At 39.2% G+C, this 20095-nt stretch carries 17 protein-coding genes and 1 pseudogene; 12 read left to right on the top strand and 6 right to left on the bottom strand.

Annotated features, from left to right (window positions below):
- Positions 1–200: 200 nt before the first annotated feature.
- Positions 201–1067, top strand: coding sequence for a carboxylating nicotinate-nucleotide diphosphorylase (gene nadC, locus IQ259_RS14455; protein ID WP_193885861.1), 867 nt, complete (start codon positions 201–203; stop codon positions 1065–1067).
- Positions 1068–1107: 40 nt separating this feature from the next.
- Here the strand turns inward: nadC and IQ259_RS14450 are convergent.
- A pseudogene (locus IQ259_RS14450) lies at positions 1108–1372 on the bottom strand (IS1 family transposase); the annotation flags it as partial.
- Between the two features lie 218 nt (positions 1373–1590).
- On the opposite strand from IQ259_RS14450, the gene IQ259_RS14440 reads away from it, so the two are divergent.
- The 11 genes from IQ259_RS14440 (at position 1591) to IQ259_RS14390 (ending at position 11310) form a co-directional block, all read left to right on the top strand.
- A complete protein-coding gene (locus IQ259_RS14440) occupies positions 1591–1752 on the top strand; it encodes a hypothetical protein (protein WP_193885859.1) in 162 nt (53 codons plus the stop codon).
- Positions 1753–1826: 74 nt separating this feature from the next.
- Positions 1827–3467: a pitrilysin family protein gene (locus tag IQ259_RS14435; protein ID WP_193885857.1), complete on the top strand. Its 1641-nt coding sequence runs from the start codon at positions 1827–1829 to the stop codon at positions 3465–3467.
- A gap of 44 nt (positions 3468–3511) precedes the next feature.
- Complete coding sequence (locus IQ259_RS14430) at positions 3512–5029, top strand: pitrilysin family protein (protein ID WP_193885855.1); 1518 nt, start codon at positions 3512–3514, stop codon at positions 5027–5029.
- 288 nt (positions 5030–5317) lie between these two features.
- Positions 5318–5578, top strand: coding sequence for a hypothetical protein (locus IQ259_RS14425; protein WP_193885853.1), 261 nt, complete (start codon positions 5318–5320; stop codon positions 5576–5578).
- Positions 5579–6088: 510 nt separating this feature from the next.
- Entirely contained in the window at positions 6089–6328 is a 240-nt protein-coding gene (locus tag IQ259_RS14420) for a hypothetical protein (protein ID WP_193885851.1), read from the top strand.
- 180 nt (positions 6329–6508) lie between these two features.
- Complete coding sequence (locus tag IQ259_RS14415) at positions 6509–6742, top strand: hypothetical protein (RefSeq protein ID WP_193885849.1); 234 nt, start codon at positions 6509–6511, stop codon at positions 6740–6742.
- 179 nt (positions 6743–6921) lie between these two features.
- Positions 6922–7161, top strand: coding sequence for a hypothetical protein (locus IQ259_RS14410; RefSeq protein WP_193885847.1), 240 nt, complete (start codon positions 6922–6924; stop codon positions 7159–7161).
- Between the two features lie 166 nt (positions 7162–7327).
- Positions 7328–7555: a hypothetical protein gene (locus IQ259_RS14405; protein WP_193885845.1), complete on the top strand. Its 228-nt coding sequence runs from the start codon at positions 7328–7330 to the stop codon at positions 7553–7555.
- Positions 7556–8186: 631 nt separating this feature from the next.
- Positions 8187–9362: a phosphotransferase gene (locus tag IQ259_RS14400; protein WP_193885843.1), complete on the top strand. Its 1176-nt coding sequence runs from the start codon at positions 8187–8189 to the stop codon at positions 9360–9362.
- A 278-nt stretch (positions 9363–9640) separates the two neighbouring features.
- Positions 9641–10768, top strand: a complete 1128-nt coding sequence (locus tag IQ259_RS14395) for a T3SS effector HopA1 family protein (RefSeq protein WP_193885841.1) — start codon at positions 9641–9643, stop codon at positions 10766–10768.
- Positions 10769–11022: 254 nt separating this feature from the next.
- Positions 11023–11310 carry a HetP family heterocyst commitment protein gene (locus tag IQ259_RS14390; protein WP_193885839.1) on the top strand — a complete coding sequence of 96 codons (288 nt, stop codon included), beginning with the start codon at positions 11023–11025 and terminating at the stop codon, positions 11308–11310.
- Positions 11311–11386: 76 nt separating this feature from the next.
- Here the strand turns inward: IQ259_RS14390 and IQ259_RS14385 are convergent, their stop codons facing one another.
- The 5 genes from IQ259_RS14385 to IQ259_RS14365 form a co-directional block, all read right to left on the bottom strand.
- Complete coding sequence (locus IQ259_RS14385; RefSeq protein WP_193885837.1) at positions 11387–12169, bottom strand: peptidylprolyl isomerase; 783 nt, start codon at positions 12167–12169, stop codon at positions 11387–11389.
- Between the two features lie 579 nt (positions 12170–12748).
- Positions 12749–14299, bottom strand: coding sequence for an HlyD family efflux transporter periplasmic adaptor subunit (locus IQ259_RS14380; protein ID WP_193885870.1), 1551 nt, complete (start codon positions 14297–14299; stop codon positions 12749–12751).
- 59 nt (positions 14300–14358) lie between these two features.
- Positions 14359–17403: an ABC transporter transmembrane domain-containing protein gene (locus IQ259_RS14375; RefSeq protein WP_193885835.1), complete on the bottom strand. Its 3045-nt coding sequence runs from the start codon at positions 17401–17403 to the stop codon at positions 14359–14361.
- 78 nt (positions 17404–17481) lie between these two features.
- On the bottom strand, positions 17482–18081 hold the full coding sequence (locus tag IQ259_RS14370; RefSeq protein ID WP_193885826.1) for a helix-turn-helix domain-containing protein: 600 nt from the start codon (positions 18079–18081) through the stop codon (positions 17482–17484).
- Between the two features lie 1214 nt (positions 18082–19295).
- Positions 19296–20054, bottom strand: a complete 759-nt coding sequence (locus tag IQ259_RS14365) for a peptidylprolyl isomerase (RefSeq protein WP_193885824.1) — start codon at positions 20052–20054, stop codon at positions 19296–19298.
- Between the last annotated feature and the right edge of the window lie 41 nt (positions 20055–20095).

Raw genomic sequence — 20095 nt, 5'->3', positions numbered from 1 at the left:
TCAAACTATAATATTTTCAAGGTTCGGCTCCCTCGGACTCCGCTTTGCAGCGCTCGTCTCTCAGGCACTTATCTAATATATCTATCTTCTTTGAGCGTGTCAACCTTTTTTTTAACTTTTTTTATCCGGCTTTAGAGTTTGGACAGTAGGGCTTTTAGGCTATGGTATTTGCGGAAGTAACAAAGGAAGTAATTTAAGTTGTGAGTAAAGTTGGTGTTTTACCGCCTTGGCTGGTTTTAGATCCGCTGTTACGAGGTTGGTTGCTGGAGGATGTTGGTCGAGGCGATCGCACAACAAATAGCCTACTATCTGAAGATGTTACGTCAGGAACAGCTAAATGGATAGCCAAAGCGCCAGGAGTAATTGCCGGCTTACCAATTGCAGCGAGGGTGTTTCAGCTTCTGAATGAAAAAGTAGATTTTGTGGCTGTCGTGGCTGAAGGTGCAAGATGTGAATCAGGACAGGTAATAGCTGAGATTAAAGGTTCCTTAGATGCGTTGTTGACAGGGGAACGGGTGGCACTCAATTTGGCTATGCGTTTGAGTGGAATTGCAACTTTAACTAATATATATGTAGAGAAAATTGCTGATTTACCTGCTCGGTTGGTAGACACGCGTAAAACTACACCAGGGCTGAGACTGTTGGAAAAGTATGCGACTGCTGTGGGTGGGGCAATTAATCACCGCATGGGGTTAGATGATGCGGTGATGATTAAGGACAACCATATTGCTGCGGCTGGGGGAATTGGCCAAGCAATTACCTGTATTCGTTCTCAAATACCTTATCCGTTGACGATAGAAGTAGAGACGGAAAGTATAGAGCAGGTGAAAGAAGCTTTACATTACAAAGTCGACATAATTATGTTGGATAACATGTGTCTGGATAAAATGCGTGAGGCAGTGCATCTAATTCGCCAACAGAATAGTTTAGTAAAAATTGAAGCTTCTGGAAATGTGACTTTGGACACTATTTGTGCCATAGCTGGGACTGGGGTTGATTATATTTCTAGTAGTGCACCGATAACTCAATCAAAGTGGTTAGACTTGAGTATGAAGATTATTAATTAAGAGGGTTTTTTGGCGTTGCGGAATGAAGGGATGAATTGATTTATACAAGTATATTTTGATACTTTAAATAATGAAGTAATAATTTAATTGAGCATCTAAATATTTGTTCGGCTTTGGAATAGTATAAAGTTTTGCGGTGAAGACGTGCAAGTTAATGACGTAACCGAGTATTTGTATTTTCCACTCGCGTCATATATGTTTTCTCACCCTCACGGTTTCACCAGTCGCTACAACGGGGGAACCCTTGCAACGCGCTGCCTCACAATTTGGTCTCCATCTGGTATAAAACTTGGGTAAACTTTCCAGTCCTTAGGGTTCGCAGTCCCCTACAGTTCCAAGCATCTGAAAGTATTGATACAAATGGGTATAGTAACTCTCCAGCCACAAGGAATTAATGTTTTTTGCGAAATCACTTATCCGATAATTTTTGAGTTATGTGAGTTGGTGTACGATCGCCTGGCTGTACGTCTGCAATAACAAATATAACAGTTAGAGCAAGTGCAAGCACTACGCCACGCCATCCATGAAAAGTGCTTGTAATTGCCTACTGTCATTTTATGATTGGTTCGCTGCATTTAATGAAATAACACAGCCTACAAGATCAGGCGATCGCACCGATTCAGAAATTCCTGTAGCTCTCCGCCATCTGCTAGTTGCTGATGCTACTAATAAGATTATTATCTGACTCCATTTAGAACTCAGGACTGCTATCGTAATCCTGAATTCTATCTCAACCTGTAGTTGAATTGATTTTTGCTTATGAATCAGCTTAGTAGCCGGCAAGTAGTTTTAAATCACTCAAATCAAGTGTTTGTCAAATTGTCTTGGCTGTTGATTACTTTATTGGCGCTAACAACGTTCTCATGGGTTTCACTACCAGAAATCGCTTTAGCGCAAACTCAAACTGCGCCGCCTCCTTCAAGAACATTACAACCAAACAAAGCACCCGCCCCACCCAATAAAAGTTCGATTCAACCTTACTTGGATCGAGTTGTTAAGCAATTGACAGAGTTTCAGCTTGGCAATGGGATGAAGTTCATCGTTTTAGAACGCCATCAAGCACCTGTGGTGTCCTTTCTTACATACGCCGATGTTGGTGGTATAGATGAGCCAGATGGGCAAACAGGTGTGGCGCACTTTCTGGAACATTTAGCCTTTAAAGGCACAAAACGTATTGGTACTACAGATTACAAAGCTGAAAAACCTCTACTAGAACGCTTAGAGCAGTTAGATAGCCAAATTAGAACTGCCAAAGCCGATGGTAAAAAAGATGAGATAGCACAGTTGCAAGCTGAATTTAAACAATTAGAAGCGCAAGCAGCCAAGCTAGTCAAACAAAACGAAATGGGGCAAATTGTCCAACAAGCGGGAGGAGTAGGTTTAAATGCTACTACTTCTACCGAAGCCACTCGTTATTTTTACAGCTTTCCATCTAATAAGTTAGAACTTTGGATGTCGCTAGAGTCAGAGCGATTTCTTGAACCTGTACTGAGTCGGGAGTTTTATAAAGAAAAAGATGTAATTTTGGAAGAGCGACGCTTACGAGTAGACAATTCACCTATTGGACAAATGGTGGAAAAATTTATCGATACGGCGTACAAAGTCCATCCTTACAAACGGCCAGTGATTGGTTATGACGAAGATATCCGCAACTTGACACCAGACAATGTGCAGAAGTTTTTTGATATCTATTACGTACCAAATAATATTGCGATCGCAATTGTCGGTGATGTCAACCCCAATGAAGTGAAACGACTCGCACAAACTTATTTTGGCCGCTACCAAGCAAAACCCAAGCCGCAATCCAAAATTCCCACGGAACCCAAGCAAACACAAACACGGGAAGTAACCTTAGAACTACCTTCTCAACCTTGGTATTTGGAAGGTTATCACCGCCCAGCAATTACCCATCCAGATAATGCTGTTTATGAAATCATTGGTAGGCTACTGAGCGAGGGACGCACGTCGCGACTCTATAAATCTTTGGTAGAAAAACAACGTTTGGCGCTCACTGCTCAAGGTTTTAGCGGATTTCCTGGAGATAAGTATCCCAATTTGATGCTATTTTATGCGCTGACGGCTCCGGGAAATACTGTTGATCAGTTGGCAGTAGGTTTACGCCAGGAAATTGACAGATTGAAAACTCAACCTGTGAACGCCACTGAGTTACAGCGGGTAAAAACTCAAGCCAGGGCAGATTTATTACGCAGCCTTGATTCTAATACGGGGATGGCACAGCTGCTGCTGGAATATGAGGTAAAAACAGGTGCTTGGCAGAACTTGTTCAAGCAGTTAGATCAAATTGCGGCGGTAACTCCGGCTGATATTCAGCGAGTGGCAAAGGCAGCGTTTATACCTGAAAATCGCACTATTGGTAAGCTGTTGTCGAAACAAGGATGAAAAACAAACCGCAAAGAACGCAAAGGGCGCGAAGGACAAGAGATATGCACAGATATGAGGTGAAGGGTAAAAGGTTGATGCAATTCAAAATATCAAATGGCAAGAGATTGATTTATGTATTAATGTTTGCTTTTGCCTTTTTACTTTTGACTTTTGACTTTTCTTTGGCGGCGACAGCAGCAGCCAAGCATTACACTGATTTACAACTACCAGCCCTACCTGCGATAAAATTACCCAAGTATGAGCGGTTTGTTTTACAAAACGGCATGGTTGTGTATCTACTAGAAGATCACGAACTGCCGTTAGTCAGTGGTACAGCGTTGGTGCGTACAGGGAGCCGTTGGGAACCAGCCGAGAAAGTTGGGTTAGCTGGTTTGACAGGAACTGTTATGCGGACTGGCGGAACTAAAAAGCATTCGGCAGATGAACTCAATGAGATGTTAGAACAGAGAGCAGCTTCTGTCGAAACTAGTATTAATGAGGCTACAGGTAACGCAGACTTTGAGGCATTGAGTGAAGATGTCGAAACAGTGTTTGGATTGTTTGCTGAGGTGCTACGAGAGCCAGTATTTGCTCAGGAAAAACTTGATTTAGCTAAGACGCAGGTAAAAGGCGGTATTAATCGTCGCAATGACGATCCTAATGCTATTGCCAGTCGAGAATTCAAAAAATTGATCTATGGACAAGAAAGCCCTTATGCGCGGACGGTAGAATATGAAACTCTAGATCGGATTAACCGTGACGATTTGGTAAAGTTCTACCAGCAATACTTTCACCCCAATAATATAATTTTGGGGGTTGTCGGGGATTTTGACTCTAAAAAAATGCGATCGCTCATCCAATCTAAGTTAGGTAATTGGCAACGCAACCCTAAAATGACTAAACCCCAGTTACCAGAGGTGTCAGCAGCAAAGGTGGGTGGGGTATTTTTTGTCAATCAGCCACAGTTAACTCAGAGTAGCGTGCTGCTTGGGCATTTAGGGGGCAAGTTTGATAGTCCCGACTATGCTGCATTAGATGTATTGAATGGAGTGTTGAATGGGTTTGGCGGCCGCTTATTTAACGAAGTGCGATCGCGTCAAGGTTTGGCTTACTCTGTATATGGGCAATGGAGTCCCCGCTTTGACTACCCTGGAATTTTCTTAGCTGGTGGACAAACCCGTTCTGATGCTACTGTGCAGTTTGTCAAATCCTTACAGGCTGAAATTAAGCGCACCCAAGCTCAACCTGTAACCGCCAAAGAACTAGCTTTTGCCAAAGAGTCTACCCTCAATTCTTTTGTATTCAATTTTCAAGATCCCAGCCAAACTTTATCCCGGTTGATGCGATACGAATATTACGGCTACCCGTCTGACTTTTTGTTTCGTTATCAAAAAGCTGTCGCTGCCACCACAGCAGCCGATGTGCAACGAGTAGCCAAGCAATACCTTAAACCAGAAAACTTAGTAACTCTGGTTGTGGGCAATCAAACCACAATTCAACCGCCGTTGACAGGTTTAGCCAAACAGGTAATGCCAATAGACGTAACAATTCCTGGCATACAACCACAGGCACAAAATTAATCTTTGTAGAGATGTTGTAATGCAACGTCTCTAAACTCAAACCAATAGGGACGCAATCAATTGCGTCCCTATTTAATTGGATAGAAATACCAGACAAAATAATTTCACTACTATAAATTTATCACTTTTACAGACAAAAATCTTTGAATTCTGTCTAAAAAAATCCTCTAAAAATGTTGAATTGCTCAAATTAAATTGCAAAATAATATATGAGGGCAATTTGGGTTTTACATTGGTTTATTTACCAAATTGTGTTTATTACAATCGTCGAAATTTGGAGTTACTAAAATGGCAAAGATAACTATATCTGACCTACATCTCAGTAGTGATATACAGAATATCAATGAACTGAATGATTTGGAAATGAAAACTATTGAGGGTGGTGTAGTCACCAGAAGAAGACCACCTAGAAATACATCAGGTAGTACAACTGACACAAATGATGCGATTAACAGCACACTCAGCAGCATAGACGATTTACTCTCTAACTTGAGATCAGAAATAGGTGAAACAATGTACAATCTACGCAACCAGTTAGGAAATCTCTAATTTGCCGCAGGAAATACATCAACCATCTTTTTTTATTAGCTTTTTTCTGTTTGACTATGCGCTCTAAGATAACTATTAGAGCGCAAAATTTTTTTATATATAGTATTGCAGCAAACAGGCTAGAAAGCTTATCCCACAAGAAAATCATCATATAATATTGTAGCTGTTTCTATCGAATAGGTTAGATTATGCCAAAGGCTAATGTATCGATATTTTTAACTTCTATTGAAGTTGATTGAGTTATAGTAATAGTAATCTTATTTAATTTATGAATATCAAAATAATCAGATACCCGATTTCTTTAAGCAGTCGGGTATCTTGTTGTTCATGAATAATTTAGTATTGCTATATATAAAGACTGAAAACTTTTATTTATGTCTGTATTAACCTGTTTTTACTCTTGATTTTTATGATTCCGCTAAATAAAAATGGCAGTAACAGTTAAGCAAAACAAAGCTTAACTGACCACGAAAAACATTGACTTGAAAGTAAGTCTTTTAGGAGTAAATCATGGCTAATATCACTCTTAATCAATTGCATGTTGCTGGTGCTGAATTATTTCAAGATTCTGAAAGCTTTCTCAACGAAATGACCGATGTAGATGCTATCTCTGGTGGTTACTATGGTAAAGTTAGCGACCTTTACACATTAGAAAAACTGGCTGAAGCATTTGTAAATACTTATGGCATTGGCCATATCGCTTACTTAGCTAAATCCTACAGCTACAGCGACGGCGGCTACGGCTACTAATCATAGCTTTGTAGTTATTTACTGAAGTAACGGCTCTCCTAGAATTTTAGATAAAAATAAAATCCTATCATTAACAGTGAAAGATTTTATTACCAAGAAATTTGGAGAGCCAATTAAGCAAAACAGCTTAATTAACTACGAAGAATAATGACTTGAACACAAGTATTTTAGGAGTAGATCATGGCTAACATTACTCTAACAGAACTGCATGTTGCTGGTTCTGAATTGTTCCAAGATTCTGAAAGTTTTCTCAATGAAATGACCGATGTAGATGCTATCTCTGGTGGTTACTACGGTGGTTTTAGCAACCTTTATACACTAGAAAAGCTAACTGAGGCATATGTGAATACTTATGGCATTGGCCATATTGCCTATTTAGCTAAATCCTACAGCGACAGCGGCTACGGCTACTAATTATAGCCTTGTAGTTATCTACTGAGGTAATGGCTCTCCCAGAATTTAAGGTAAAAGAATTCTTGTTATCAAACATAGCTTTCTTCTGACCAATAACTGCGGAGAGCCGACTAAGCAAAATTCAACTTAATTGACCGCGCAAACTACTCACTTGAAAACAAGTATTAAAGGAAAAAATCATGGCTAATATCACTCTTAATCAATTGCATGTTGCTGGTGCTGAATTATTCCAAGATTCTGAAAGCTTCCTCAACGAAATGACAGATGTAGATGCTATCTCTGGTGGTAACTACGGTAAAGTTAGCGACCTTTACACATTAGAAAAACTGGCTGAAGCATTTGTAAATACTTATGGCATTGGCCATATCGCTTACTTAGCTAAATCCTACAGCTACAGCGACGGCGGCTACGGCTACTAATCATAGCTTTGTAGTTATCTACTGAGATAATGGCTCTCCTGGAATTTAAGATAAAAACAAATTTTTGTGTTTATATCTTGCATATGGAGAGCCATATAAACCAATCCAAAGTTTTCTTGACCACAAAAATTACTAACTTGCAAAGCAAGTCTTAAAGGAGTCAATCATGGCTAATATTACTCTGGCTGAATTGCACATCACTGGTTCTGAATTATTCCAAGATTCCGAAAGTTTTATTGACGAACTGGGAGATATAGATTCTATTTTTGGCGGTAATTACGGCTACCAAGTCAGTGATCTTTCCACACTTGTGAAACTGGCTGAGGCATTTGTTATTACCTACGCTATTGATCATATTGCCTATTTGGCTAAATCATACAGCGATGCCTACTAAATACTCATAAGCTTTGTATTTAACTAATGAGCTAGGTTAAGTGTTAAATTGCTTAATCTGGCTCACCTCAAAAAATTAATGATTTTGGGGAAGTGAAGTAAATGGCGAACATCATAATTCCTGACCTGTATCCCTCTGATTCAAAAAGTAGCTTTCTTGATGACCTGAGTAATGTAGATTGTCTATCTGTATATGGTGGATATACTAGTCAAGACTACGCATTCTCTCAATTTATCCAATTTACAACAAAAATTCTAGAATTTTTAGTTGTAATCTATGCGATTCAGAGCATTACATCCCTGGTTAAATCATTCAGTTTGAGAAACGGCAGTTTTCAATCACTAAGCTCATTCAGCCAAAAACTTTAAATCTTTTGCTAAAAAGTTGTACATAGCGATCGCACTAATTTCTTATGTTACATCTTTTTAGAAAAATAAGTTTATCAAGATTTAATTTTTTGCTAAAAATGGAGAAACAAAAATAAATTTTTGCTCCATAAATGACAAATTAAAGTCTGTGAGTTAAATGTGACTAAACTCATGAATGTGGAGCTAAAGTTGCTTGACACACCGCAAGCAATATTTTACTGGGAAAAGACTGTTAGTTGTTAAGTTGAAAAGAACCTGAAACTATGTCATTTTTATTAAGCTCCCAAAATGTTTTTGAATATCTGATTGACCACAATCTCTGTATTCAAGATGAGCAGTCTTCAAGTGAAATTACACTAAAACCTGCTAAAAACTTTAATTTATTACTCAGCTTGCCAGAAAATCGGCAACTTCTCATCAAACAGGAACGGCTCAACCGAGAAGGTAAATCTATTGGCGAGTTTGTGACAGAATGGCGCATTCACGAGTTTGTTCGCAGCTTTCCAGAAGTTAACCACATTCGACCATTAATTTCGGAAGCGTTACATTTTGACCCAGAAAATTACATAATTGTTTTTAATTATCTCAACAACTATCGTGATGTAGCAGACTTCTACGCCAAAGATAATATTTTTCCGATTGAAATTGCTAGAGTCGTGGGAGTAACTTTGGCATCTATTCATCGCGCAACTATGAACTGTCAAAATTATCAAGAATTCTTTCAAAAAGCTGAGGATACATATCAGCCAGAATTCAATCTTACTCTTGGCTTAGAAAGAATTACTCCAGAAATTTATGGCATGGTTCCTGCGGATGGATTGAAATTTTTCTCATTGTATCAACGTTATGACAGCTTAGGGCAGGCGATCGCTGATTTGAGTAAAGCCTTCACTCCTTGTTGTCTCACCCACAATGACCTCAAGCTAAATAATATTCTTTTATCTTTGAGTTGGGAAACCGCAGATGTTCATGAATCGTTCTCTGATGAGAGCATGATTCGATTAATTGATTGGGAACGCTGTGCTTGGGGAGATCCTGCTATTGATTTAGGAACATTACTTGCTAGTTACCTGCAAATGTGGCTGTACAGCATTGTTACTAGCAAAACGATGGCAATTGAAGAATCTCTACGTTTAGCCACCATCCCTCTGCAATTGCTCCAACCTTCCCTCGCAACACTTGTCAGTGCATATCTAGCTGAGTTTCCCGAAATTTTAGAACATCGTCCAGATTTTTTGCGGCGAGTTATGCAATTTTGCGGTTTTGGTTTAATTAGGTCTATTCAAGCCACACTCCAGCACGAAAAGAGATTTGGTAATCCCGGTATATGTATGCTCCAGGTGGCGAAGAGTCTATTATGCCGTCCAGAAGCATCTATACCAACAATTTTTGGTGTGAATGTCTTAAACCTCTATCCCACAAACTTATCTAGAATTTAAAAGATTTTGAAATTGGGATTTGAGGCAAAACTATCATAGCAGGTGACAGGTAACAGAGGACACTTCGGCATGGTTCGACTGCACTCACCAGCCGCTCAGTGACCGCAGGTGACAGGGTTAAAATCCCTTTGAAGTAAGGGTTTTGTGATTTATTGATGTCCTAATCTATGTGGCTACTGCTATAAATACTCATTCGCTTCATTCAAGTTACGCATCATTTCCCCTTGCGCTTTACCTCCAAAGTCTTGAACCAGATGTAATATTACAGGTCAGCTTTTATGCAACTGTTAAATTCATTGCCAACTCAATTTGCCAATATTCCTGAGTCATTGCAGACATCATTGCTAGATATCATTCATAAGGTTGAAATCGAATCACCCTATTGTATTAAGCATCCAGATTACCAATCCTTGGAATTACCAGAATCAGCAATTGCTCGCTTTCAGCAATTGCCTTCGGAGCTTCAAAGTAAGTATTTAAGTCAACAATTGCGTAGTTTTCTCTACGGCATTTATTACAACGGTTCCTTGAAACGTGACCTTGCACCCGATGCAGAAGCAAATTTAGCATTAAATCAGAATCTAGAAAATAACACTCTGTTGGGTGTAGATATAGCTTTTTACAGTCGCCTGCATGAAAGTAATAGAGGTGAAGGCTATCTAAGCTACAATTGGCAGGTAGTTAAGGAAGAAATTGATGGCGCTTTGGCAGTGCGGAGAGATGGTTTGACACTGCACATTGAACCTGATGTCTTACGACAAGCGGCAGCACGGCTGCGCTATCCTCAATCACTAGATAAAGCTGCAACTGTAGGGGATTTAGTAGCCATTAAATTACCTAAAAATTTAGTGCAGAACGGTTTTTATGTGGCAGTTGGGAACGTAGCAAACACTTCCAATCGGCAAAATCTTGTACGCGCCTACTTTAATTTAACTCCAGACGGTGCAGTTGCAGTCATGGATTGTTTAACTGCCCAACTCAACTCTATACCGATTGCTTTTACATTTAAAGCGTTATACAACCCTTCTGATTATGGACGTTACGACTCAGCAGTGCTTTATTTTGAGAAAAAAGACTATGCAGATGTGCAGCCAGTGTTAGAAAGGGTATATGCAGAATGTGATCAGTATTTTCAGGAGCAAGTACCTTTATTTACTAAATGTATCGCACCGGGGCTGGCGATCGCTGAAGAACCAAACCAAAAATTTAGTGAACAAGAAAGTTTTGGTTTAAACCGTTGTCAAATTGTTGCTAATGGTTTGCTGGAAGCTTGGCATCAAGGAAATGACACACCAGAGGCGCGGATAACATCGATTCTGCAACAGTTTTCTTTGCGTAAAGTTGAATTGCAACGTCCTTACTTGAATGCTAACTCCAAGGATATCTACACTTTTTTGTCTTTATAGTGATGTTCAAATGAATTAAGTACATCACATCAATTTAAATGGTTCATAAGTATCGAACTAAAATTACTTGATTGGACACCATATTATATCCAGACAAAATTATCACCTATCGCTTACTTCTTAATACCAATTCGTAATTTGTAATTCGTAATTAAGAAGGTCAGATACAGTATGGGTTTCGAGGTTTGAATATGTTGCCGGATTTTAGAGAATTGGTATAAGACGTGTGAAGTATTTTTACAAAATGTAGAACGATGACTAAAGAAACTCTCGATTATAATCAACCGAAAGACACCACAATCCATCCTGAAGAATTTATCCAAATTATCAAAGCTATCCTTTTAGGTAAATATTGTTTAGCTTGTATTTTATTCCTTCATTTCCTTAGATATATTCCCACAGAATACATACCTTATGAAACTTATATGCGAGTGTTGAAAGACAACTATTTACCGGGCATAGCAAGCTTAAATAAGCTTGACAGCAGGAATTCAAATTTTACAAACATTAAAATAAAACAGGGAGAAATTAGCAGTAGTTAAGCAATTCACGATTAAAAAACACCCAAATTTTAGGGACATGGCAATACCGTGTCCCTTACTACTTATGCAACTTTAATTAAGCAGGTTTGAGTAAATCTTGAGAAGGTGGAGAATTAGTATTACTTTCTTGCTTTGCCACTATTTCTATAGTAGCAACTTGTTGTTGTAACCAATTAGTGAAAAATTCTCCCATAATTTGCAGACGTAACTGTTCATCTAATTGCGGTTTAATGATTTCTTCAACTGCAATTATATGTACTCCTTTTGGTGTAACAATTGGTTTAAGAATCTGTGGGGGAGTGGCAGCAAAAACTGCTGCTGCAATCTCTGGTCTAAAATCGCTGCGGCGGCGAATGCCCTGATAACCACCAGCACGGCGAATTTCGGGATTTTGGATGTATTGACGAGCTATTTCTTGAAAGCTAATTTCACCTTCTTGCAAGGCATAAAATAGCTCTAATGCCAAATCTTCATCATCTAAGACAACTTCATAAGTAGCTACTCCATAATAATCAATTTGGTTGGCATAAAAATATGGTTCGACTTTATCGGCAAATAAATGATTTGCTAACTTAGCAGATATAACGTTGGCTTTAGCTATTTCTTCAAAGTCATCCAAAGAAAGATAGTGTTTTCCTAGCCAAGCCCAAGTGTCTTCTGCTCTCAAGAGTTTGTTGGTAAAGCGAATACTATCTGCGGCTTGTTGTAGTTCTTCTAACTCGATTGTAAGACCGACTTTTTCAACTGTCTCAGCAATAATTCTCTGCGTGGCGATCGCTTCTAATATACTAGGAATTTGGCAAGATAGTTTGATGTAGTAAATAATGTCATCAACAGCCATATTAAAAAGCTTTGCCATAATTAATTTCCTCCACTAATTATAGTTAGTCTTTTGAAGGTTTTATCGAAATTAGCCGCATGTCTATATATGTTTGCTTGAGGAAGCCATTCTTATCTCTATCTAATGGGAGTTTCGGTTTATAATTGAGATTTTTTGTTAGACAAATAGCTTTGACGAGAAAATGATCAAGCTTTTTGCTCAAGTAATCTGCCTTTCTACTTGCTGAATTTACTGAAATAAGAAAGTGATCAAGCTTTTTGAGAAAGCAATCTGCCTTTCTACTTGCTAAATTTACTAAAATAAGTGCGTGATCTACTGAAATAAGAAAGTGATCAAGCTTTTTGCTCAAGTAATCTGCCTTTCTACTTACGGAATTTACCGAAATGAGAAAGTGATCAAGCTTTTTGAGAAAGCAGTTAGGCAAAAAGAGTCAGTAAACAGGCTTCTTGCTGCGTCAATTTTCTTAAATGAGAAAGCCATGAAGCAAAACAACAAATAGTATAAACCTAATGAATAAAATTAAATATGAAATTAGGACAGGCTTTCACAACCTGCCCTATTCACAATCAAGATACATGATTTAAGTAGAAATAATAGTTACAGATCAAGCCCGCCTTTTTGCAATTTCTTAAATGGATCTAAGATAAAGTCAATTACGCGACGCTGACGAATAATCACTTCTGCATTCGCTGTTTGACCTGGTGTTAAGATAATCCGTTTTTCACCAGCTTGGATATACGGTTGATCTAAGACAATATCCAACTCATAGGTTTCGATACTGGCTTGTCCTTCTCTATTAGTCTGTACTTTCGAGCTAGGTGAAATCCAATTGACGCGCCCTTGGATGACCCCATAATCTTGGAAAGGATAAGCATCAAACTTAACTTTGACTGGCATACCCACTTTCAAGAAGCCACTTTGTTGACTGGGCATTTGAGCTTTCACAATCAACTCACTATTTTTAGGCGCAATTTGAGCAACTATTTGTCCAGCTTCGACTACAGGGCCAGGTTTCTGCACTGGTAATTCAAAGATTGTGCCATCAATTGGCGATCGCACTACTCTCTGCTGTAGCTGAAGTTTAAAGGAGGTAATTTGGCTCTTGGTTTGGGCAATTTCTGATTGCAGGGTAGTAATTTGGTTCTGCATGTCTTTGAGTTGTTCTTGGCTCTTAAGCAGCGCCAATCTACCTGCTTGCACTACGCCTTGATAGCTGCTTTGCTGCTCTTCTAACCGTAGTTTTGCTTGCTGAATATCAGCCCAGGCTTGATTCATGATGGACTGATAACGATTGACTTCCTCCTGTAAACTCAATTGAGATTGGGTAACTTCAGCGTTGGCTTGTTCTTGAAAACGTTGGCTTTCTTCTGCTACCTTTTCTAATTCCACCACTTTAACTTGCGCGATCGCACCTTCGTTTAAAAGTTGACGATAGCGGTTGACTTCTGCTAAGTCTCGATTAAAACGACTTTGAGCTAATTTTTGGTCAATGTTCGTGGAACGGATTTTCTGCCTAGCTTGCTCAACTAAAGCAAGTTTTTCGAGTTTTTGCAGGTTATAGCTACTAACTTTGGCATCAAAATCTTGCTGTGCTTGGTTAACTTGAGAAACTTTTTCTAATGCTTGGGCTTGGTTTTGCTGCTCTTGAATGTTAATCGCCAGCATCAGCTGGTTTTTGAGTAATTCCAGCTGAGATAACCGAGTGTTTAGCCCTTCTAGTTTAGTCTGAGTTTGTTGCAAATCTGTTTGTAACACATCAGAATCTAGTTGCAGCAAAACCTGTCCGGCTTTCACAGTTGCGCCTTCTTGGACGTTAACAGCTTTCACTGCACCCGCAACCGGAACGCCTAATTTTTGCGTTGCACCTTTGGGTTCTAAACGCCCTCTAGCAGAGCCTGTTTCATCAACTTCTGTGAGCATTGTCCAAGGTATGACAATGGCAGCAAAAGCTACTAGCAAGTAGAGCATCGAGCGTGTCCAGAGCTTTGGCAAGGCATCTAGAAGTTCTTCGGTGCCATAGTACCAATCGTTAATCTCAGATGCCTGTATTGGCTCATCGACAACTACATAAGAGTCATCAAACTGGCGAAGTTCATCCTGCTTTTTTTCGGTCAGTACGGATGAGGAAATGGGATAAGAATTTGGCATAGGTAATACAACAGTTGACTGTTGACTGTTCACTGTTCATGTGCATATTTCCCAGATGCTCAATTTGTTTGCGCCAGTTGTTGCTGGTTGAGATAAAAATAATGACCTCTTCTGGCAATTAATTGATCGTGAGTGCCACTTTCAACTAGTAAGCCACGATCTAATACCAGAATTAAGTCTGCGTGACGCACGGTGGACAGGCGATGAGCAATGATTAAACTTGTGCGTCCTTTGAGGATGGTTGTCAGGTTGTTTTGAATGATGCGTTCAGATTCAGCGTCAAGGTGGCTGGTGGCTTCATCTAATAATAATAACCGCGGATTGCCCAGTAAGGCACGAGCGATCGCTAAACGTTGGCGTTGTCCGCCAGATAACATTCCTCCACCTTCACCAATTTGGGTTTCATAACCCAATGGTAACTGTTTAATGAAGTCATCTGCTCCTGCTAAACGCCCGGCATCGATAATTTCTTCTAAGGTGGCTTCTGGGTGAGCAATGCTGATATTTTCGCGGATTGTGCCGCCGAATAAGAAGGTGTCTTGATCAACAACTCCAATTTGAGAACGGAGCGATCGCAAGGATATACTAGTCACATCGTGAGCGTCAATTAAAACTTTGCCATCTGTCGGCGGATATAGCCCTAAAATCAACTTGGATAAGGTAGTTTTGCCCGAACCACTCCGCCCAACTACAGCAACTGTTTGCTGTGGTTTGATTTCAAAACTGAGATTTTCTAAGACATTAATATCGCTGTCTGGACGATAACGGAAGGTGACATTATCAAACCGGATATGTCCGCGTAATCTTGGTAAAATTTGTCGGGGTTGATTTTGTAAATCTTCTTCTGGTTCTGCTTCTAAAACATCGTTAATTCGCTCGGTGGCAATTATCACTTCTTGCACTTGATTCCACAGTACAACCAGCCGCTGAAAAGGGCGAATAATATTGCCTAAAAGCATATTAAAAGCCACTAGTTGTCCGATTGTCAGTTGGTTTTGAATTACCAACCATGCCCCAAACCACAGTAAACCTGTAGTCACAACTGATTCAATCGTCGCACTGAAAATTTGTAATTGATTCCCGACTATCTGCCCACTAAATGTCTTTTTAATTAGGTCATTCAGCAGTTCTTCCCAATGCCAACGGACTGTTTGCTCAATGGCCATTGAGCGAATTGAACGAATCCCTGTCAAGGATTGAATTAGATAACTGTTTTCGTTGGCTGTGGCGTTAAAAACCTCACGACTAATCCGGCGTAAAAAAGGTGTAGCCACAAGCGCCAACAGCATAAAAGGAGGGACAATACTTAAACTGAGTAAAGCCATTGACGGACTGTACCAAAACATCAATCCGACATAAATAAACACTGTCAGCAAATCCAAAATAATAGATAACGCTTCACCTGTCAGGAAACGCTGAATTTTCTGATTCTCTTGCACACGAGAAACAATATCACCTACATAACGAGATTCAAAAAATGCCAGAGGTAGGCGGAAGGTATGTTTGATAAAACCTACCAAGAGTGACAAGCTGATACGATTGGCTGTGTGATCTAAAAGATATTGGCGCAGTCCGTTAATGGCAACACGGAACAACCCAAAAATCAATAATCCTAAACCCACGGCGTTTAACGTTAAGGTGCTACCTTGAACAATTACCCTGTCTAAAAGTAGCTGAGTAAATAGGGGTGTAACTAGCCCAAATAGTTGAATGAATATCGAAGCTGTGAATACCTCTAATAGCACTTTCCAGTGAGGTTTAACTAAATCAAAAAACTGCCAGAATTGGATATTTTCTTCTTCGGCTTCTTTGAGTAAAGTCGTAGGTTGTAGTAATAAGGCGTAACCAGTCCAACCAGCTTTGAATTCACCCACGGTGAGATTGCGTTGCCCGATCGCCGGATCACCAATAATTACCCGTTTTTTGGTAACTTCATAGACAACGATATAATGTTTACCCTCCCAATGTGCGATCGCAGGTAGAGTTTGTTGTGCTAATTTATCCAAACTAGCTCTCACCGGACGGGTAACAAAACCAACACTCTCGGCGGCTGATGTTAAACCTCTCATAGAAGCTCCGCCACGGCTAACGTTAGCTAACTCTCGCAATCGATTGATACTCAAGCGCTTACCCCAATAGCGACTCACCATCACTAAGCAGGCTGCACCACAATCTGCGGCGCTTTGTTGTTCAAAAAATGGATATCGTTTAGTTAAGCGTCCCCACACATGACTTGCCCTAACTGTAGGGTTAGGAAAGTAAGCTTTACGTGGCTTTTGTTGAGGTTTGGCGGGTGGTAACTTAGGTAACTGAGCAATTTCTTCCCCCCTGCTCCCTGCACTCTGCTCTTTGGCTGCTTCCCCACTCCCAACTCCCGCCAAATCTGCCAATTGCGGCCAATATTCCACGGCTGTTTGCCAATCAGCATTGTGTAAGCTGTAGACAATTGTTGGTTGTGTTGCTTGCCAACTTCCTTCCTGGGGATATATGTAAATGTTGCCGGATGTTAATATTCGCCCGTCAGCGTGGAGTAGTTTGCCGCGACGCAACAGCCAGAGTTTAGTATCTTGAAATAACTTGGCTGGGGGTGCGCCGTTGTCTAAACTGTGTCGCCGAAATAGAGATAAAGCTTTGAGCATCTCTTCTACAGAGCCATTCAGTGTTAGTGGCGCACTCTGGCAACATAACAATAACAAGTTCCAAAGTTCTGCACGTTTTTCGAGGCGATCGCTAATACTGGGATACTGCTGTATGATCTGCTGCAATAGTGTTTGCGGCAAATAGCACAGTTTTAAGTTGACAGAAGCTCTCGCAAAGTAAGGACGAAACTCCTCTTCAGGAAATAAAGTTAGTTCACCAAATGATCCCCCAGTTGTCAGGGTGGTGATTAAATTATTCGCACTATCCAGCAGTCTAACTTTACCCATGAGGATGATATGAATACCGGGGAGTGCTGTTGTTGCTTGCCAAAATTGTTTTGCGACTGGTGGTTCAACAATTTCCACTCCTGCCAAGCATCTTTCCATATCTTGACTCGATAGCGCCTCACCCAAGGTATGGGTAATTTGTTGCGCTAACTGCTGTTGAGAAAATTCTGATGCCATTTTTTTACCTCCATGTCTTGGGGATATACGATTAAAATCCTCCCAATCCTCTTAAAGGGAGATTGGGAGGATCTTGACCTATTGATTTGTCTGCATTAAATTAAATGACCAAGGAAAAGTCGGTTCACTGTGAGTTTGTAGGTCGCCAATTGTAATGTTGTTATCTTTTGTCTCTTCAGTTTCTTGTTTATTGGAACTTTTGCGTTTAGTAGAAAGTCCCATTTGTTTAAGCAGGCGGTTAACGTGGCGATCGCTAATAGAAATACCCAATTCATTTGCTAGGTGTTTGCTTAACCATTGGGCTGTCCAGTAGCTAAAGGCATAGCCATAATCACGAGGACTATGACTTACTAATTCTTTCAATCTGTCAATATATTGAGCGTTAACAATCTTCGGTCTGCCTATCGGTCGCTCATTCCATTTATGTGCTAAACCAACTTCTGCTATGCCAATCCAATAGCGTGCCATTTCTTGGGAACAACCAACAATTTCACAAATTTGGGTTTGAGACTTCCCCATATCTGCCAGCAACATAATTTCAATTCGCCGGAGATATTCTGGTTGTAAATTACTTTGCAAATTTTTTAACAAAGCTTTTCTTTGAAAAGGTGTCAGAAATTTGCTTTCTTGAGGATCGTAATTTTCCAAACCCTGATATTGACTAGAATAGTTTGACATAATTACTCCCAGTTGTTATTGACTTTTAAATCTTCAATATGGAGTCAGAATTTTTAAACAATGGAGAGATGATTTAATTGGTGAACCCTTATTTGTCTTGAATTCTGACCTCTGATTTCAGGGTTCTTTTAATGTTTTTTGATGCCGAATATCCACCCCCTAATAGTTGTAAATAATCGGGAGGAATTCTTGTATTGCACCTGTTTTCGCAGTCTAAAATTTTGTGTTAATAGTTTGTACTAGAATCATGAAAATCACCAATATTTCTAGTAATAACTATTCTACCTGGAGATAAAAATTGTGTTAAAAACTGCGCTCCCATTGGGTGAGCGCAGATACTTGAGCAGTAGCAGTAAGTAAATCTGACAAAATATTTGGCCAGCATAGCTGTTGTTTTCTCCGATAAACAGCAGTTTCTGGTAAAACACCTAAAAGCAATAGATTATGAACTAGTAAAACTTAATAATTTGGCAGACTTTCCTATAGTTTGGTGTAACGCTGGTATTAGTTTCACAAAATTGCTTGATGAGTATAGAAAAGTAAGCTAGTATCACAAGACAAAAGTAACCTTTTCCTACGGGGTGCTACGCTAGTTTGCTTCCCTGGAAGGGTACGACTACCCTCAGGTTTATACCCAGCGTAGCCGAAGTGTAAAAAGGCAAAAAGCAAAAGAAATAAAAATCGTTATTTTATCAGCTTTTTACCTATTTTTAGATGGTGGCTATATTTCCATCGACTTTTACTAGAGCCTTAGTAGAGTGCAAGCAACTGGAAAATAATTTGGAAGAGAAGTTTTACTAAAAAGCGACGGTTCCTCACCTTCTTAAGTTAGCCTAACTATTATTCTTTTAAGGATTTTTTTTAAAATAGTCAATAGATTTAATGAAAAAAATGTAAACTTTACAAAAAAAACATGTTGACTTTATGTTTATTTAAAAATTAATATATCCTAAAATAAAATGATAAATATTTGCGGACAAAATGTAAATTTTAAAGATGCAAGTATTTAAAATATTTAAATCAAAATTATCTATCCCTAGGATGAAAATATCTAGTTGTAAATCTGAATTTCATCCCTTGCTATATTGTCAGTACCTCTGATTATAAATTTCCTAACAGATACACATTAAAATAATGAAATCACAGAAAACTCAGGGTTGTAAATTATCCAGAGCAAATTTTCTATACAACAACAGAACACCTAAAAATAATCTTTATGTATCTTCTGAATTACTAAGTAATTCTGTATTTAGCATACATTCTAGTTCAGTATTTAGCCAATTGTGAAACTTTTTATTGATAATTTCTTGATATCTTGCAGGTGTTAATTCAGCAGGAATAAATTCTTCTATTAAAAAAAGATGATAGCCTTTCTCACTTTTGCAAGGGCTTATTACTTGTTGAGGTGCTCCTCTAAATACAACGGTGGCTATATCTGGCTGAAGCGCAAAACGATAAACTATACCTTCATATCCACACTTACGCCGACGATGAGCATCAATATCATGAATGTGTGCTGCATGATAAAAACTGATTTCACCGTCTTCAATTTGATAGTATAACTCTTGTGCTAGTGTTTCAGAGTCAACAATGATTTGATACAAAATAACTTGCTCAAATTCCGAGCGATTTTGCATAAACAAATTCTCTACTTCATCAGCAAATAATACTTGTGCTAGTTTGTGCGATAATAAGCGATCGCGGATTCCCATTTCCCAGTCATAGGGTGTAACTAATTGATCAGCTAACCATCCTAGTGTATCTGCGGCTCTTTCCAAGCGTTTTTCTCGACGCTGATTTTCTGCTTCTGCTTCAATTTCTTCGGCTGTAATTGTGATACCTCTAGCCTCGGCTGCTTGCCAGATTACTCTGTTAACTAAAATTGTTTGATATACTTCCTTCAATCTCATTTGTTTTTTGAGTAAATTGACAACTTCCTCTGGTTCAATAAAAATTTTGCTAAGATTGTTCATCTGTATTAATACTTTTTGCGTAGTTTTTTGGCTATAATGCT

This window comes from Fortiea sp. LEGE XX443 (assembly GCF_015206815.1).
Lineage (GTDB): Bacteria > Cyanobacteriota > Cyanobacteriia > Cyanobacteriales > Nostocaceae > Nostoc_B.
The sequence above is the reverse complement of the archived record's forward strand: the minus strand, read 5'-3'. Positions and strand labels throughout refer to the sequence as shown.

Coding starts and splice junctions, on each gene's coding strand:
- IQ259_RS14440 (WP_193885859.1), top strand. CDS start 1,591: ATGAAAAGTGCTTGTAATTGCCTACTGTCATTTTATGATTGGTTCGCT.
- IQ259_RS14435 (WP_193885857.1), top strand. CDS start 1,827: ATGAATCAGCTTAGTAGCCGGCAAGTAGTTTTAAATCACTCAAATCAA.
- IQ259_RS14430 (WP_193885855.1), top strand. CDS start 3,512: ATGCACAGATATGAGGTGAAGGGTAAAAGGTTGATGCAATTCAAAATA.
- IQ259_RS14425 (WP_193885853.1), top strand. CDS start 5,318: ATGGCAAAGATAACTATATCTGACCTACATCTCAGTAGTGATATACAG.
- IQ259_RS14420 (WP_193885851.1), top strand. CDS start 6,089: ATGGCTAATATCACTCTTAATCAATTGCATGTTGCTGGTGCTGAATTA.
- IQ259_RS14415 (WP_193885849.1), top strand. CDS start 6,509: ATGGCTAACATTACTCTAACAGAACTGCATGTTGCTGGTTCTGAATTG.
- IQ259_RS14410 (WP_193885847.1), top strand. CDS start 6,922: ATGGCTAATATCACTCTTAATCAATTGCATGTTGCTGGTGCTGAATTA.
- IQ259_RS14405 (WP_193885845.1), top strand. CDS start 7,328: ATGGCTAATATTACTCTGGCTGAATTGCACATCACTGGTTCTGAATTA.
- IQ259_RS14400 (WP_193885843.1), top strand. CDS start 8,187: ATGTCATTTTTATTAAGCTCCCAAAATGTTTTTGAATATCTGATTGAC.
- IQ259_RS14395 (WP_193885841.1), top strand. CDS start 9,641: ATGCAACTGTTAAATTCATTGCCAACTCAATTTGCCAATATTCCTGAG.
- IQ259_RS14390 (WP_193885839.1), top strand. CDS start 11,023: ATGACTAAAGAAACTCTCGATTATAATCAACCGAAAGACACCACAATC.
- IQ259_RS14385 (WP_193885837.1), bottom strand. CDS start 12,169: ATGGCAAAGCTTTTTAATATGGCTGTTGATGACATTATTTACTACATC.
- IQ259_RS14380 (WP_193885870.1), bottom strand. CDS start 14,299: ATGCCAAATTCTTATCCCATTTCCTCATCCGTACTGACCGAAAAAAAG.
- IQ259_RS14375 (WP_193885835.1), bottom strand. CDS start 17,403: ATGGCATCAGAATTTTCTCAACAGCAGTTAGCGCAACAAATTACCCAT.
- IQ259_RS14370 (WP_193885826.1), bottom strand. CDS start 18,081: ATGTCAAACTATTCTAGTCAATATCAGGGTTTGGAAAATTACGATCCT.
- IQ259_RS14365 (WP_193885824.1), bottom strand. CDS start 20,054: ATGAACAATCTTAGCAAAATTTTTATTGAACCAGAGGAAGTTGTCAAT.